Origin of the sequence: Actinopolyspora biskrensis (assembly GCF_013408175.1) — a bacterium.
GTDB lineage: Bacteria > Actinomycetota > Actinomycetes > Mycobacteriales > Pseudonocardiaceae > Actinopolyspora > Actinopolyspora biskrensis.
Genome location: NZ_JACBYW010000007.1, coordinates 222,738 through 238,446 on the forward strand (window position 1 = coordinate 222,738; position 15,709 = coordinate 238,446).

A 15,709-nucleotide genomic window follows, 5' to 3' on the forward strand; every position below is an offset into this window, starting at 1 on the left:
CGGTGCCCGGAACCGGAGGCAGCGGGCTCTCCGGACACGACCAGCACAACCGAGGAGGACGGATGTCCCTGCTCAGCGTTGCCCGGTCCGGTTGGGACGGGAACAGCCGACCGAGACCGGAGCCGCCGGGAGACGGCGGAACGAGCGCGGACCCCGAGCACGTGACGCACATCGGCCGCCCACTGGCTCAGGAAACACAGCTGCACCAGCTCCGGCTCGACACGGCCGACTACACCATCGTCGGCGTGGTGCTGGTGATCGCGCTCGCCGCGCTGGTGTTCGGCTACGTGCTCATCAGGGAGGTCATGGCGGCCGGGGAGGGCTCGGCGCGGATGCGCGAGATCGCCAGGGCCGTCCAGGAGGGGGCCTCGGCGTATCTCAACAGGCAGTTCCGGACGCTGGCCGTTTTCGCCGTGATCGTGTTCCTCGTGCTTTTCGCGTTGCCCGCGGAAACCGCCGAGCAGCGGATAGGCAGGTCCGTGTTCTTCCTGTTCGGAGCCGCTTTCTCCGCGGCGATCGGCTACCTCGGCATGTGGCTGTCCACGAGGGCCAATCTGCGCGTGGCCGCGGCGGCGAACGACCCGGCCGCGGGCAGGAGCACCGCCATGCGGATCGCGTTCCGCACGGGCGGTGTGGTCGGCATGACCACGATAGGCCTGGGTCTGTTCGGGACCGCGCTGGTCGTGCTCGTCTACGCGGGACAGGCCCCGCGGGTGCTGGAGGGCTTCGGCTTCGGCGCGGCACTGCTGGCCATGTTCATGCGTGTGGGCGGCGGAATCTTCACCAAAGCCGCCGACGTAGGCGCGGACCTCGTGGGCAAGGTGGAGCACAACATCCCGGAGGACGACCCGCGCAACGCGGCCACCATCGCGGACAACGTGGGGGACAACGTCGGTGACTGCGCGGGGATGGCCGCCGACCTGTTCGAGTCCTACGCGGTGACCCTGGTCGCCTCGTTGATCCTGGGAACGGCGGCCTTCGGGACGAAGGGCCTGCTCTTCCCGCTGATCGTGCCCGCCATAGGTGTGATCACCGCGGTGATAGGCGTCTACATGACCAGGGCCCGCAGCGGGGAGAGCGCGCTGACCTCGATCAACCGCTCCTTCTACATCTCGGCGGGCATAGCGGGACTGGCCTGCTCCGTGGCCGCGCTGATCTACCTGCCCGGCTCGTACGCGGAGCTGTCCGGGGTGGCGCCCGAGATAGGCGGGCTGCCCGGTAACCCGGCCGTGGTCGCCCTCGTGTCGGTGCTGATCGGCATCGCCCTGGCCGTGGTGATCCTGAAACTCACCGGCTACTTCACGTCCACCGAGCGCAAACCGGTACGCGATGTCGGCGAGTCCTCCACCACCGGACCCGCGACGGTGATCCTCACCGGCTTCTCCGTCGGGTTCGAATCGGCCGTTTACACCGTGCTCGTGATCGCGGCCGCCGTGTTCGGCGCCTTCCTGCTCTCCGGATCCATCTCGGTGGCTCTGTTCGCGGTGGCGCTGGCCGGGTGCGGGCTGCTGACCACCGTCGGCGTGATCGTGGCGATGGACACCTTCGGCCCCGTCGCGGACAACGCCCAGGGCATAGCAGAGATGTCCGGGGAGTTCGAAGGAGAGGGCGCCGATGTGCTCACCGAGCTCGACGCGGTGGGCAACACGACCAAGGCCATAACCAAAGGCATCGCGATCGCCACCGCCGTGCTGGCCGCCACGGCCCTGTTCGGCTCCTACCGGGACGCGATCGCCACCACCCTGGCCGAGATGGAAACCGAGCTCACGGTGGGCGAGTTCCTGGTCTACGCCCCGAACGTGCTCGTCGGGGTGATCGTCGGGGCGTCCGTGGTGTTCCTGTTCGCGGGCTTGGCCATCAACGCCGTCTCCAGGGCCGCCGGTGCGGTCGTGTACGAGGTGCGCAGGCAGTTCTCCGCCAAGCCCGGAATCATGGACGGATCCGAACGTCCCGAGTACGGGCGGGTGGTCGACATCTGCACCAGGGATTCGCTCCGGGAGCTGGCGACTCCGGGACTGCTCGCGGTGCTCGCCCCCATAGCCGTCGGGTTCGGGCTCGGCGTCGGGCCGTTGGCCGGTTACCTCGCCGGGGCCATCGCGGTCGGAGCACTGATGGCGATATTCCTGGCCAACTCGGGTGGCGCCTGGGACAACTCCAAGAAACTGGTCGAGGACGGCCACCACGGCGGCAAGGGCTCCGAGGCCCACGAGGCCACCGTCATCGGCGACACCGTCGGGGACCCGTTCAAGGACACCGCCGGTCCGGCCATCAACCCGCTGCTCAAGGTGATGAACCTGGTTTCGGTGCTGGTCGCCCCGGCCGTGGTCACCGTGACTGCGGGAATCAACGCTTCGATCGCCCTGCGGGTGACGATAGCGGCGGCCTGCGTGATCGTGATCGCCTCGGCGGTGATCGTGTCCAAGCGCAGGAGCACCGCCATAGCCGGCTCCCCCTCGGGGAACAACGAGTTAGTCGGGTGACGCCCCGGCCGCGCCGCGGTCGGACGACACGGACCCTGGTGCCGTTCGAACGGGGAGTTCTACGATCACCGACGTGGGCCAGCTGTCGTTCTTCTCGGCCGAGGCGCGGCCCGCCCGTATCGCCGATCTGGCCGGATTGCTGTGCGGGCCGGGCCAGGCGACCACCTTCGGCCGTGGAACCGCCGCGCGTCTCTCCGCGGTGGTCGCCGAGTCCTGGAGAGCACACGCGCTGGTCGCGGTGTGCGCGGAGCGAGGAGTGACAGCCGAGCTGGAGCGCACCGAGCTCGGGGAGCCCCTGATCCGCACCGCTTTCCGCGCCGATCTGACCCAGCTGGCGGCGTGCTGGTTACACGGCGCGGTAAAGTCGGTGCCGAACGGATTCATCCCGGACGGTTGGGCGCTCAGAGTTTGGGCGCTCACCTCGGGCACCCCTACCGCTGGGGGCTATCTTCTCGGGCTGGATCCGGGCGTGCCGGAAACGCACGGGCCGTTGGCTACATCACTCGGCCGGGCCGGCCTTCCCGCGAGGATGGTTGGCTCAACGGGGAACGACCCCGCTCTGCGGATCGTGGGCAGACGCCGTCTGATGCGGTTGGCCGAGCTCGTCGGGCCGGTGCCCGAGGGTGCCGCTGGGGGAGTGTGGCCGTTCCAGCCGTGAGTCATTCGCCACAGGTCACACCGGTTGTCCCGGAGGAACATCGCCGGGTTCGGAGGCGTTTGCCCCGGTGAAACGAGCGGAGCGGGGTCGACGTGTGTCACGCTGTGCGTTCCCCGGCACGGCGCACCGGGCCGTGCACGGTGCACACTGACGAATCGGACACCTCCAGACGAGAGCAGGGTAGGCGTGGCTGGCTCGACACGGACGAAGAAGGACAGCGCCGAGGGGCGCGCTTCTCAGACTTCCACCGGGGGCTCCGGCGGTCGGCGGTTGGTGATCGTCGAGTCCCCGGCCAAGGCGCGCAAGATCGCTTCCTTTCTCGGCTCGGGCTACCAGGTCGAGTCGTCCCGCGGACACATCAGGGACCTGCCGCGCGGAGCGGCGGACATCCCCGCCGCCTACAAGGGGCATTCGTGGGCCCGTCTCGGTGTGGACGTGGAGAACGACTTCGAACCGCTCTATCTGGTGACCGACGACAAGCAGGACACGGTCGACGAGCTGCGGGAAGCGCTGTCCGGGGTCGACGAGTTGTATCTGGCCACGGACGGCGACCGCGAGGGCGAGGCCATCGCCTGGCACCTGCTGGAGACGCTGCAGCCGTCGGTGCCCGTCCGGCGCATGGTCTTCCACGAGATCACCGAGTCGGCCATTCAGGCGGCGGCGGCCAACCCGAGGGAGCTGGACCACAACCTCGTCGACGCGCAGGAGACCAGGCGCATCCTGGACCGGCTCTACGGCTACGAGGTCAGTCCCGTGCTGTGGAAGAAGGTCATGCCGAAGCTCTCGGCGGGCAGGGTGCAGTCGGTGGCCACCCGGATCGTGGTGCAGCGCGAGCGGGAGCGCATCCGTTTCGTCCCGGCCTCCTACTGGGACATCGCCGCCACGCTGCGCGTTCCCGAGGAGCAGGGTTCCGGCTTCGGCGCACGCCTGGTCAGCGTCGACGGCGCGAAGCTGGCCACCGGGAGGGACTTCGGCCCGGACGGGGAGCTGACCGGCGAGGCGCTCGTGCTGGACGAGCAGCGCGCCCGCTCGCTCGCCGCGGGGTTGGACACGGCCGACCTGAGCGTGTCCAGCGTCGAGGAGAAGCCCTACACGCGGAAGCCCTACGCGCCGTTCATGACCTCCACGCTGCAGCAGGAGGCCGGACGCAAGCTGCGCTTCTCGGCGGACCGCACGATGCGCACCGCGCAGCGGTTGTACGAGAACGGTTACATCACCTACATGCGCACGGACTCCACGACGCTGTCCGACACGGCGATCAACGCCGCGCGGCAGCAGGCCGTGGAGCTCTACGGCGACAGCTACATCTCCGGGCAGGCCCGGCAGTACACGCGCAAGGTCAAGAACGCCCAGGAGGCCCACGAGGCCATCCGACCGGCGGGGGAGAACTTCCGCACCCCGAGGGATGTGGGCTCGGAGCTGGACGCCGACGGGTACAAGCTCTACGAGCTGATCTGGCAGCGCACGATCTCCTCCCAGATGGCCGACGCCAAGGGGACCACGATGTCGGTCCGGGTGTCCGGAACCGCCGGGACCGGGGAGGAGTGCGTTTTCGCCGCCTCGGGCAGGACGATCACCTTCCCCGGGTTCCTCAAGGCCTACGTCGAGTCGGTGGACTCGGAGGCGGGCGGCGTCGCCGACGACGCGGAGTCGCGGCTGCCGCGGCTGGTCGAGGGCCAGCACCTCAGGGCGGGCGAGCTCGAGCCGGACGAGCACTCGACGAACCCACCGGCCCGCTACACCGAGGCCAGCCTGGTCAAGGCGCTCGAGGACCTGGGCATCGGCCGTCCGTCCACCTACGCCTCGATCATCAGCACCATCCAGGAACGCGGCTACGTCTGGCGGAAGGGGTCGGCGCTCGTGCCGTCCTGGATCGCCTTCGCCGTGATCGGTCTGCTGGAGCAGCACTTCGGCAGGCTGGTCGACTACGACTTCACCGCCGCGCTGGAGGACGAGCTCGACCGCATAGCCGAGGGTGCGCAGCAGCGCACCAGATGGCTCCACGGCTTCTACTTCGGCGGTGAGGTGGGTCCGCAGGACTCCATCGGCCGGGCGGGCGGCCTGAAGAAGCTCGTCGGCTCCGGTGTGGAGGACATCGACGCCCGCCAGGTCAACTCGATCCCGATGTTCAGCGACGACGAGGGTCGCACGGTGTACGTGCGTGTCGGTCGCTACGGCCCGTACCTGGAACGTCCGGCGCACGCCACCGAGAACGGCGGCGGGGAGTCGCAGCGCGCCAACCTTCCGGACGCGCTCGCGCCCGACGAGCTGACGCCCCAGATCGCGGAGAAGCTGTTCGCCACTCCGATGGAGGGCCGCACGCTCGGAACGGACCCGGACAGCGGCAACGAGGTCGTGGCCAAGGACGGTCGGTTCGGACCCTACGTGACCGAGGTCCTGCCGGAGGGGACCAAGGGCAAGCCGCGTACCGCCAGCCTGTTCAAGTCCATGTCGTTGGACACCGTCACCCTGGAGGACGCGCTGCGGCTGCTCTCGCTGCCGCGCACGGTCGGCACCGACCCCGACACGGGTGAGGAGATCACCGCGCAGAACGGTCGTTACGGTCCGTACCTCAAGCGGGGGAGTGACTCGCGTTCCCTGGACAACGAGGAACAGATCTTCACGGTCACCCTTGAGGAGGCCCGCCGGATCTACGAGCAGCCCAAGCAGCGTGCTCGCAGGGCGGCCGCCCCTCCGCTGCGGGAGTTGGGCGAAGAGCCCGACACCGGCAAGAACCTGGTCGTCAAGGACGGTCGGTTCGGGCCCTACGTGACCGACGGGGAGACGAACGCCTCGTTGCGCAAGGGTGACACGGTCGAGGAGCTGAGCAAGGACCGCGCGATCGAGCTGGTCGCCGAGCGGCGGGCCAAGGCCCCGGCCAAGAAGAAGGGGACCAAGAAGTCGAAGAGCACGAGTTCGGGCGGCGGGACCAGGAGTGGTGCCAAGGCCAAGGACAGCGGGTCCGCGGACTCGTCCTCCGGGACGAACGGGACCGGTTCCTCCACGGGCTCGTCCGGCAAGAAGTCGTCCGGCAAGAGTTCGGGGACTTCCTCCGGGAGCAAGGGTTCCACCGCCAAGAGCGGCACGTCGAAGAGCTCCACGGCCAAGAGCGGCACGTCGAAGAGCGGCACGAACGGTGGCTCCTCCGGGAGTTCGCGAACGGGCGGTTCCACCGGGAACAGTGGCAAGCAACGTGCCGCGAGCCGCTCGAAGAGTTGACGCCGGGGCCGGGGTCCGCCGCGGGCCCGTGCGTTCCGGAACGTCGTCGGAGCTGTGGTGAGGTGTCGTGAATGGCTGCGGAGACCGACTCGTCCCCCGCCGCGGGAGGTGCTGTGCCGGGTTCCTCCCCCGAACGGGAGGGGCCGGACTCCTCCGGTGAGGGGATCTGGGCCGAGGTCGTCGGACAGCCCGAGGCCGTACGCACGCTGACGAGCGCCGTGCGTGCCGCGCGGGCCCGTCTTCGAGGGGAGAGCACCACGGGCGGTGCGATGACCCACGCGTGGTTGTTCACCGGCCCGCCCGGCTCCGGACGTTCGGAGGCCGCGCGCGCTTTCGCCGGGGCGCTGCAGTGCTCCGCCGGGGAGACGCCCGGCTGCGGGGGCTGCCCGGCCTGCGAGACCGCGTTGGCCGGCACCCACGCCGATGTGACCACGGTGGCCCCGGAGGGGCTGTCGATCTCGGTGGCCGAGATGCGTTCGCTGGTGCAGGCCGCCGCCAGGAGGCCGACCACGGGGTACTGGCGGATAGTGCTGATCGAGGACGCCGACCGGCTCACCGAGGGCGCCGCCAACGCGCTGCTCAAGGCGATCGAGGAACCTCCGGAGCGGACCGTGTTCCTGCTGTGCGCCCCCTCCGACCACCCCGCCGACGTGTCCGTGACGATCCGCTCCCGCTGCAGGGCTCTGCAGCTGCGCACGCCCCTGGTCGGGGCGATAGCCGAGTCGCTGCGCCGCCGCGACGGCATCGAGCGCTCCACGGCGGAGTGGGCCGCATCGGTCTGCGGGGGGCACATCGGCAGGGCCCGGCGGCTGGCCACCGATCCGCAGGCGCGGGAGCGGCGGGAGACGGTGCTGAGCATCCCGCGCGGTCTGCGCGATCTGTCCGAGGTCTTCGGCGAGGCCGGACGGCTCGTGCGTTCGGCCGAGACCGAGGCCTCCGAGCTCAACGAGGAGCGCAACGAGGCGGAGAAGGAGGAACTGCGCACCGCCATGGGGGCGGGGGGAACCGGCAAGGGGACCTCCTCGGCCACCAAGGGGGCCAACGCGGCGCTGAAGGAGTTGGAGCGGAAGCAGAAGGCCCGTGCCACCCGGTCCCAGCGGGACGCGTTGGACCTGGCTCTGGTCGATCTGGCCGGTTTCTACCGCGACGTGCTGGCGACCAGGTTCGGTGCGGCGGTGCCGTTGAACCATCCCGACTTCGCGCGGGACGTGTCCAGGGCGGCGGCCGAGTGGACCTCGGAGACCGCACTGCGGCGGCTGGAGGCGGTGCTGCGTTGCCGCACCGCCTTGAACCGCAACGTCAAGCCGGTCGTCGCTGTGGAGGCGCTGGCCGCCGAGCTGTACCGGTGAGGTGAGGGCGAGCTCCCCCGCCCGGAAGGTTCAGGACACTTCGCGGGTCGGCCCACATCGCGGACGGTGGTCAGCGGCGGCGGGGCAGCGCTGCTACGAGCACCGCGCCGAGCAACAGCAGCAGCGTTCCCGTCCAGAAGAGCCCGACCGCGTGGTAGGCCCCCGAGGTTTCGGCCAGTGGCGGCCCCCCGGCCTCCTGCACCGGCGGTGCCGTCGTGCTCTCCGGAGGGGTGCTCCGTTCGCAGTGGACTCCACCCTCGGGGGCGCCCGCCCGCGCGAACTGTTCGCCGAACGAGACCTGGGCGAGTGCGGTGGAGAACCCGAGGAAGTCGTTGGGCAGGATCTTCAGGTCGAGCAGCCGCGCCCCGGCGCGGACCTCACCGTCGGTCTTGTCCTTGGTGAGTTCGCCCAGGCTGAGTCGGAGCACTCCGATGTCGAGGACGTTCTCCCGGTCCGAGTGCCCCACCAGCGCGGTGCCGGAGTCGTCGCCCGGAGAGGGCAGGGGGAGGCCGATCGGCAGCTCGAACTCGGGGTTGGCCGCGTCTAGGGTGAACAGTTCCTCCCCGCCGCGGCTGATCCGCAGCACGGGGGCGCTGTAGTCCACCGAGGACGTCTCGGGATCACCCGTCGAGGTGGCGGTCAGCTTGGGGCGGCTGACCACGTCGATGCGCAGCTCCTGCGAGGTTCCCGCGAACAGGCGAATGCCGGCCACTTCGAACCGCGAGGTCGAACGGACCGCCTTGCCCTGCTGACCGGGAACGTCCACCAGCCGAACGCTGGAGTCGGCCCGCATGACGTCGGGCACGCGCAGCAGCGAGCCCCTCCCGCTCGTGGAATCCGCCGCGGGGCCGGTGAGCAGTCCGCCCAGTCGTTCCAGGGGGCCCAGCTCCTCGCCGAGGGCCGTCCCGTCCGCGGGTGCCGAACCGTTCGACAGCTCGGCGGCCTCGGCCGTCAGCTTGTCCTCCTGGTTGTTCAGCGCCGGGAGCACGTTCACCGCCGAGATGCCTGCCAGCGAGGTTCTCGCCGCGGATACGGGCTCGACGCAGGGGCCGAGCTCCTCGTCCCACCTGGCGTGCGCGCTGCCCTCGAGCGCTCCGAGGTCGAGCAGGCTGTCCAGCGGGGTGGACGGGGGTTCGAGGCCGCGGGTCCGCGGTTCCGCGTGGTCCGGGACCGCTGTCTGGGCCAGCGAGCCGGGCAGCGCCGGGGCGTTGCCGCCCACCGCGAAACCGAGCGGGGCCGACTCCGCCACCGCTTTCTCCTGGGCCAGGTAGGCCTGCGAGTTGGCTTTGGCGATCGAGATGCCCATCCCGGTTTCGACCAGCGCCTGCCGGGGCAGCTTCTCGTCGAACTCGGGGTCGTCGATGATCGATTCCCCTGGGACGGCGTTGGGCAGCACGCGCAGCAGTCCTATCCCCGTTCCGGCGCCGCCCACGATCGGCCCCGGCGGGGGGTTGTCCGGCTTCGAGGAGCCCGGTGGCTGCTCGGGGAACTCGGGCGTGGGGACCGGGGTGCTCGGAGGTGTGCTCTGCGCGGTGGCGGCGGGAAGGCCCAGCAACGCCACCGCCAGCGAGACGACGGAGCACACGACGACGCGGTGGACAGTGGGTATGCGCATCCGGCACCTTCCGAGGGATTCGTGATCGACGTCACCGTGATGTCCAACGAGCCGGGGGTGTGTGAGTGACGTTCGAGCGTCCGCTACACTCGTGTTCGGTTTCGCCGCCTTAGCTCAGTAGGTCAGAGCGACGCACTCGTAATGCGTAGGTCAGGGGTTCGACTCCCCTAGGCGGCTCCACCGGTGACCGGCCGTTTTCCGCGATGCGGGAGACGGCCGGTTTTTTCGTCGGGCCGGGTGCCGGTCCCGGTCGTGTCCGGTCGTCGTGCAAGCGGCGACGCCGTGCTCAACCCCCCCGCACCGCCGAGCGAACCAACCCGCCGTCCCCGGACGTCCGCCGGTCTGTCACCCGAAACGCTGATCGACTCGTCCTGCGAACCCTCCGCGGCTCGGTTAGGTTTCGATCAGCGGGTCGAAGGATTTCGGCACCGCTCGGATTTCCGGCACGGCTCGATCGGCCAACTCGAAGGGGGCGGTGTGTCGAGCTCGATGTTGTGCGTGCGGGCGCCGTCCCCCGCGCGGTGCGTGATCCGATGACGGGCTCCTCGGCTGCGGAACTGCTGGCGGAGGCCGCATCACCCGCCGATCTGGTCGCGGCCCGGATCCAGATGGCCCTGTCACTGGGCTGGCACATCGTGATCGCCTGCTTCGGGGTGGGCATGCCCGCGATCACGGTCTTCGCGGAGTGGCGCGGCAACCGCACCGGGGACGAGGTGTACCGGCTGCTCGCCCAGCGCTGGGCCAAGGCGATGGGCGTGCTCTTCGCAGTGGGCGCGGTCTCGGGCACGATCCTGAGCTTCGAGATGGGTGTGCTGTGGCCCGGCATGATGGACACCTACGGGCAGGTCATCGGGCTTCCGTTCACTCTGGAGGGATTCGCCTTCTTCATCGAGGCGATCTTCCTCGGGATCTACCTCTACGCCTGGGACAGGCTCTCGCCCCGAGTTCACGTGCTGACCGGCATCCCCGTCTGCGTCGCCGGAGTGGCCTCGGCGTTCTTCGTCGTGACGGCCAACGCCTGGATGAACCAGCCCAGGGGGTTCGACCTGGAGAACGGCCGCGTGGTTCAGGTCGAGCCGTGGGCGGCCATGTTCAACCCTGCTGCCTGGCCGCAGACCGTGCACATGATCATAGCCGCTTTCATGGTGGCAGGTTTCGGCATGGCCGCCGTTTACGCCGCGGCGCTCCTGCGCGGTAGCCGCGAGCGCTACCACCGGCTCGGCTTCCTGATTCCCTTCACGGTCGGCGCCGTGCTCACACCGGTGCAGATAGGAGTGGGGGACTGGGCCGCGAAGTTCCTCGCCGAGAACCAGCCGATCAAGCTCGCGGCCATCGAGGGCGTTTACGAAACCGCGCGCAACGTTCCGCTGCACATCGGTGGTGTCTACCAGCAGGGCGAGCTGCGGTACGCGCTCGAGATCCCCAACGGTCTCTCGCTGCTGGCCCACTGGAACCCGAACGGGCGAATCCTCGGTCTGGCCGAGGCCGCCGCGGAGAACCGACCACCGGTCAACATCGTGCACTGGTCCTTCCAGATGATGGTCGCGATCGGGTTCGGACTGCTGCTGCTCGGCATCTGGTGCGGTCTCGTCTGGTGGCGGCGCAGGAGCTTTCCGCGCAACCGGGTCTTTCTGGCCCTGGCGACCGCGGCGGGTTTCGCCGCCCCGCTGGCGCTGGAGTTCGGTTGGATCACCACCGAGGTGGGGCGCCAGCCGTGGATCGTCTGGGGCAGGATGCGCACTGCCGAAGCCGTCACCCCCGTGCCGGGGCTCTACGGCGGGCTGCTGGCCGTGGCCGTGGTGTACCTCGTGATGACCGTCGCCACCATCTACGTGCTGAGGCGATTGGCCCGGGCCCCGCTGGCCCCGCAGGAACACGACGAGGAACACGCATGAGTCTCGCGGAGCTGATGATCGCGGTGATGTGGGCGGGATTGACCGCCTACGTGCTGCTGGGCGGTGCCGATTTCGGCGGTGGTTTCTGGGACCTGCTGGCCGGAGGCACGCGGAAGGGGGCCGAGCAGCGGGACCTCATCAACCACTCGATCGGTCCGGTCTGGGAGGCCAACCACGTCTGGCTGATATTCGTCATCGTGCTGTGCTGGACCGGTTTCCCCGAGGTCTTCGCGGCCGTGTCCTCCACCATGTACATCCCGCTGACCCTGGTGGCGCTGGGCATCATCGCCAGGGGGGCGGCCTTCGCGTTCCGCAAGGCCAGCACGGAGCTCGGCCATCGCCGGGTCTACGGGTTCGCCTTCGCGCTGTCCTCGGTGCTGACCCCGTTCTTCCTCGGCACCGTCGCGGGGGGCATCGCTTCCGGGAGGACGCCCGCTGGGATCGCGGCCGGGGATCTCGTCGGCAGCTGGATCAATCCCACCTCCGCGCTGGGAGGGGTTCTCGCGGTGGCGGTCGCGGCCTACCTCGCGGCGGTGTTCCTGTGCGCCGATGCCCGCAGGGAGGGGGCGGACGCGCTGGCCGAGACGTTTCGACGCAAGGCTCTCGGAACAGCGGCGGTCACCGGCGTGGTCGCGCTCGGTGGCATAGCGGTGCTCCACGCGGACGCTCCCCGGCTGTACTCGGGACTCGTCGGCAAGGGGCTGCCGCTGATCCTCGTTTCGGTGCTCGGAGGGGTGGCCTCGCTCGCTTTGCTGCTGCGCAGAAGGTATCTGCCTTCCCGGGTAGCGGCGGCGGTCGCGGTGGCGGCCCTGCTGTGGGGGTGGGCCGTGGCCCAGTACCCGTTGGTGTTGCTGCCGGACACCACCATCGAGGAGGCCGCCGCCCAACCGGCCGTTCTGCGGGTGGGCCTGGTGGTCACCCTGGTCGGGGCCGTGCTGCTGCTTCCCTCGCTGTGGTGGATGTTCAGCCTGTTCCAGCGTGAGCAACCGCACACGCCCGGCCGGGGGGCGAGCGCTTCCGAGTAGCGGCGGGGGCGGACCGGGCGACGACTGCGGGGGTTCCGGTGCGACGTTGCTCGAGGAGGAGGATCGGTCGGTCCCGCTGTAAACGGGGTGTCACGGGGTGACCGCCGGTGACGCGGCCAGGGGAGGGCCAGGTCGTGTCACCGGTCCCCCGACGAGCGGTGCCGGTTCCTGGCACCGGCTCGGCGACGCGTCGCACACCGTGGGACGCCGAACCGCCCGGCGAGGAGACTCCGTCCTGATTCGCGTCCGGGGGCGGTCGGAGAAACCTCGCCCTCGGGCGGAGCTTCTCTCGAGAAGGAGAAGCTCCATCGTGTTCTCCGTGGCGTGGAACACAACTTTCGTGCCCGTTCCGGGCGGGAGCGGAAATTATTCCGAGGTCGGATTTCTTCGCGGAGCGGTTTCGCGTCGATTCCCGTTCGACTCGTTCGCCGTGTTCCGCTCGTCGGCCACACGGTCGGGGGAGGTCGTGCCGAGCGGGGGCACGAGGTGGAAGTTCCTGGTGAGGCGGATCGCCGAGTGCGGGGGGGAACACCCGTGGAGCTCGTGGGACCGTGTAATACGATCCTGCCGTGCGGTGAGATTCGTGGGCTCTGCTCCTCGCCGCGGGATCGAGTCGTGTGGCCAGACCGGAGGTTTCGAAGGTGGCCCACTGCTGGGGCGGTGCGAATGGGGGAGGGTGTTCCGTGCGGGATTTCCCGAGGGATTTTTCCGGAAACTGTTTACGGTGGTTCGTCATTCGATCCGGGGGATCGCTTCCTGTTCCCGCGGAGGGGGCCTTCGGCGTGACCACTCCGGAAACCGGGGCGACGAACTCCCGCTCGGCCGGTCCGTGGAACTCCGGCGCTGTCCGTGGAGGTCCGGTGGGCCGTGCGCCGTGTCTCCCGTCGCGTCGGTGAGTCGTCCGGTCCGGAGCTCCGGGGCCGTTCGTTCGGCGCGGCCCCTCGTCCTGGTCGGGGATTTCCCGTGAGCACGCGGAGTTCTTCCCGGGGATGAGCGGCGGAGCCGGTTCGCGCGCCCTGCCGGGGCGGGGCGTCGCTCGTTCCGGTGGCCGTTCCGCTCGGCGGAGCGATGCTTGGCCGGGGACCCCGTTCCGCCGAGTGCGACCGGAGCTCGCGTCCGTACGGTGTGGACCGGTCGCGTACCCGGAGACCGTGTGGGGGCGATCGTCCGGAGTGGTAGAACCCGTGTTCATGGCGCGTGTGCTTCCGCGCGGGAAGCTCGTGGATGATGTGACGGTTCGGTGATCGCAGGTGAACAATGGCAGTTCCTCCGCACGGAGGAACTGAGTGCGTTGTGTTATTCGACCAGCCCGGGCGTCACCCCGTCAGCCGATTGCAGTAACGCTGTTGAGCTATTTCGATCACAGTGACGCCGTGAAGGGATCGTGTGATGAGCAGTACCGAGGTCAGTACGGGGATAGTCGGAGGAGGTGTGCTCTCCGCCGATTCGGCCCCTGATGACGTCGCGCGACGCATCGCGGACCTCTCCGAACAGGTGCATCGGGCACTGCTGTTACGACGTTTGCTGGTCGTGTGGGCCATTCCCGGGAACGGAGTCCTGATCGCGCTCGCTTTGGGGGACCTCGTGTTGCGGGGGACCCCTGTTTGGTGGTTGACGACACTCGTCTCGGTGATACTGGTGATCTCCGTAGTGGGGTCGGTCTTCCTGCTGTACCGCCAGTACTTCAGGGTACGCGGTATGGCGATCGAACTGCGGGAGTTGAATCAGGCGCGTCGCGAGCAGTTGCTCGACGACATGGACTCCGGTGACCTGCTGGCCACGCACAAGCGCTATCGCGTGTACCTGCCGGACGCCGTCCGGGCGTACCGCAGGCAGGCTCGTCGTTACCGGTGTGCCAACAATGCGCTGCAACTGGTGGTCATAGCCGGGTCCATCGTGACCGCGGTGGTGGCGGCCGCTTCGGTCTCGATGGTGACCGCCCGCTGGTCGGCTGTCGTGCTGAGTCTCGTGGTGGCGTTGACCGCGGCCGTGTCCGGTTACGGCAAGTACCGGGAACGCAGCGTGAATTTGCAGGTGACCGCTGATGCTTTGGAGCGCGAGTACCATTCGGTGGAGCTCCGCGTGGGCAAGTACGGTCGTTTCGAGGACGAGCGGGCCGCCTACGCGGAATTCGCTCACGAAGCCGAGGTGTTGTTGGACGAGCACGCCAAGCGTCAGCAGCAGGTGGGGCCCGCTGTGCTACCGGACAATCTAGTTTGACCTGATCGAGTGAACTGGTCGCTATTGAGGCTGTATTGAGGAGTTCCTGGGGATGTCCGTAATCACATTTCGTGCAAATTGATGTATTGGGTGATCGCTGAACCGTGTTGAGGGGTGTTTCCGTAGGCTCTGCTTGGCGCGCAGGACCGCCACCTGTGCAGAGAGGAGCTAGGCGATGAAACGCACTTTGACCGCGGCAGCCGCTCTGTTGGCAGGAAGCGCTGGTGCCATCGGTTTCGCGGGCACCGCTTCCGCGGCGGACGGCCCCGAACTGCCCGCCGAGCTGTCGACGGACAACAACGTGGCCCAGGCCACTTACCACACGGCCGCGACCCTGCAGTCGGCCAAACAGGTCGTCGGAGACGTCGTGCCCGCGCCGGACGCCGCGACGAGCCGCTCCGGTGATGGCGCTCCCGGCGTGCCCTCCGTGGCCGAGACCGGTGAGTCCGTCGGCGACCTGTTGAACGCTCCGCCGGTGGACAAGGCGGGCGACGCGCTCCAGGAGGGCGTGAGCGGCCGGGACGGGAACTCCGGTCAGTCCGCGGGTGGACTGCTCGGTGGTGAATCACCTCTCGGCGGGATCCTCGGCAACCTGCCGATCGGCTGACTCCGCGCGGGGCGTGCCCGAACACTCGAAAGACGTGGGTCCCCACCGGCCGGTGGGGACCCACGTCTTTCGAGATCACGACGGAGAGCCGGGAATCAGTGCTCCTGCTCCTTGGCGCGCTCGAACGAGCGCTTGATCTCGGTCTCGGCCTCTTCCCTGCCGACCCAGGTCGCGCCCTCCACGCTCTTCGCGGGCTCGAGGTCCTTGTAGACCTCGAAGAAGTGCTGGATCTCCAGCCGGTGGAACTCCTGGACGTGGTGGATGTCGCGCATGTGCTCCTGCCGCGGATCGTCGGCCGGAACACAGATGATCTTGTCGTCGCCGCCCTTCTCGTCGCGCATCCGGAACATTCCGATCGCGCGCGCGCTGATCAGGCAGCCGGGGAAGGTCGGCTCCTGCACGAGCACGAGCGCGTCCAGCGGGTCCCCGTCCTCGCCGAGGGTCTCCTCGATGAATCCGTAGTCGGCCGGATACTGGGTGGCGGTGAACAGCGTCCGGTCGAGACGGATCCGGCCCGTCTTGTGGTCCACCTCGTACTTGTTGCGGTTCCCCTTGGGGATCTCGATCATGACGTCGAAGTCCACGCGGTTCCTCATTCGTCCTGACGGTGTTTCGGACGGCGACCTGTCGTGCGGTCCGCC

10 protein-coding genes and 1 tRNA gene are annotated in these 15,709 nt (G+C 69.0%); 9 read left to right on the top strand and 2 right to left on the bottom strand.

From position 1 onward, the window contains the following. Positions 1-62: 62 nt before the first annotated feature. From FHR84_RS18780 to FHR84_RS18795, 4 genes are all read left to right on the top strand, one after another. Positions 63-2,480, top strand: coding sequence for a sodium-translocating pyrophosphatase (locus FHR84_RS18780; RefSeq protein ID WP_179536836.1), 2,418 nt, complete (start codon positions 63-65; stop codon positions 2,478-2,480). Positions 2,481-2,553: 73 nt separating this feature from the next. Next, positions 2,554-3,138, top strand: a complete 585-nt coding sequence (locus FHR84_RS18785; protein ID WP_179536837.1) for a hypothetical protein — start codon at positions 2,554-2,556, stop codon at positions 3,136-3,138. Positions 3,139-3,324: 186 nt separating this feature from the next. Next, positions 3,325-6,357, top strand: coding sequence for a type I DNA topoisomerase (gene topA / locus FHR84_RS18790; RefSeq protein WP_179536838.1), 3,033 nt, complete (start codon positions 3,325-3,327; stop codon positions 6,355-6,357). Between the two features lie 71 nt (positions 6,358-6,428). Then, entirely contained in the window at positions 6,429-7,706 is a 1,278-nt protein-coding gene (locus tag FHR84_RS18795) for a DNA polymerase III subunit delta' (protein ID WP_218863253.1), read from the top strand. A gap of 70 nt (positions 7,707-7,776) precedes the next feature. On the opposite strand, the gene FHR84_RS18800 is transcribed toward FHR84_RS18795, so the two are convergent. Then, positions 7,777-9,321, bottom strand: coding sequence for a hypothetical protein (locus FHR84_RS18800; protein WP_179536839.1), 1,545 nt, complete (start codon positions 9,319-9,321; stop codon positions 7,777-7,779). 103 nt (positions 9,322-9,424) lie between these two features. Here FHR84_RS18800 and FHR84_RS18805 point away from each other — a divergent pair. The 5 genes from FHR84_RS18805 to FHR84_RS18825 all read left to right on the top strand — a co-directional run bounded on the left by FHR84_RS18805 (position 9,425) and on the right by FHR84_RS18825 (position 15,068). Further along, positions 9,425-9,501 (top strand) — tRNA-Thr (locus FHR84_RS18805). Positions 9,502-9,854: 353 nt separating this feature from the next. Next, positions 9,855-11,216 (top strand): cytochrome ubiquinol oxidase subunit I, encoded by a 1,362-nt coding sequence (locus FHR84_RS18810; protein ID WP_179536840.1) that lies wholly within the window; start codon positions 9,855-9,857, stop codon positions 11,214-11,216. After that, positions 11,213-12,241 (top strand): cytochrome d ubiquinol oxidase subunit II, encoded by a 1,029-nt coding sequence (locus FHR84_RS18815; protein ID WP_179536841.1) that lies wholly within the window; start codon positions 11,213-11,215, stop codon positions 12,239-12,241. The genes FHR84_RS18810 and FHR84_RS18815 overlap by 4 nt, the downstream gene beginning before the upstream one ends. 1,389 nt (positions 12,242-13,630) lie before the next feature. Further along, on the top strand, positions 13,631-14,461 hold the full coding sequence (locus FHR84_RS18820; protein WP_218863255.1) for a DUF4231 domain-containing protein: 831 nt from the start codon (positions 13,631-13,633) through the stop codon (positions 14,459-14,461). Positions 14,462-14,636: 175 nt separating this feature from the next. Continuing rightward, positions 14,637-15,068 (top strand): hypothetical protein, encoded by a 432-nt coding sequence (locus tag FHR84_RS18825; protein WP_179536842.1) that lies wholly within the window; start codon positions 14,637-14,639, stop codon positions 15,066-15,068. Between the two features lie 95 nt (positions 15,069-15,163). Here the strand turns inward: FHR84_RS18825 and FHR84_RS18830 are convergent, their stop codons facing one another. Further along, positions 15,164-15,652: an inorganic diphosphatase gene (locus tag FHR84_RS18830; RefSeq protein ID WP_026151991.1), complete on the bottom strand. Its 489-nt coding sequence runs from the start codon at positions 15,650-15,652 to the stop codon at positions 15,164-15,166. Positions 15,653-15,709: the final 57 nt, after the last annotated feature.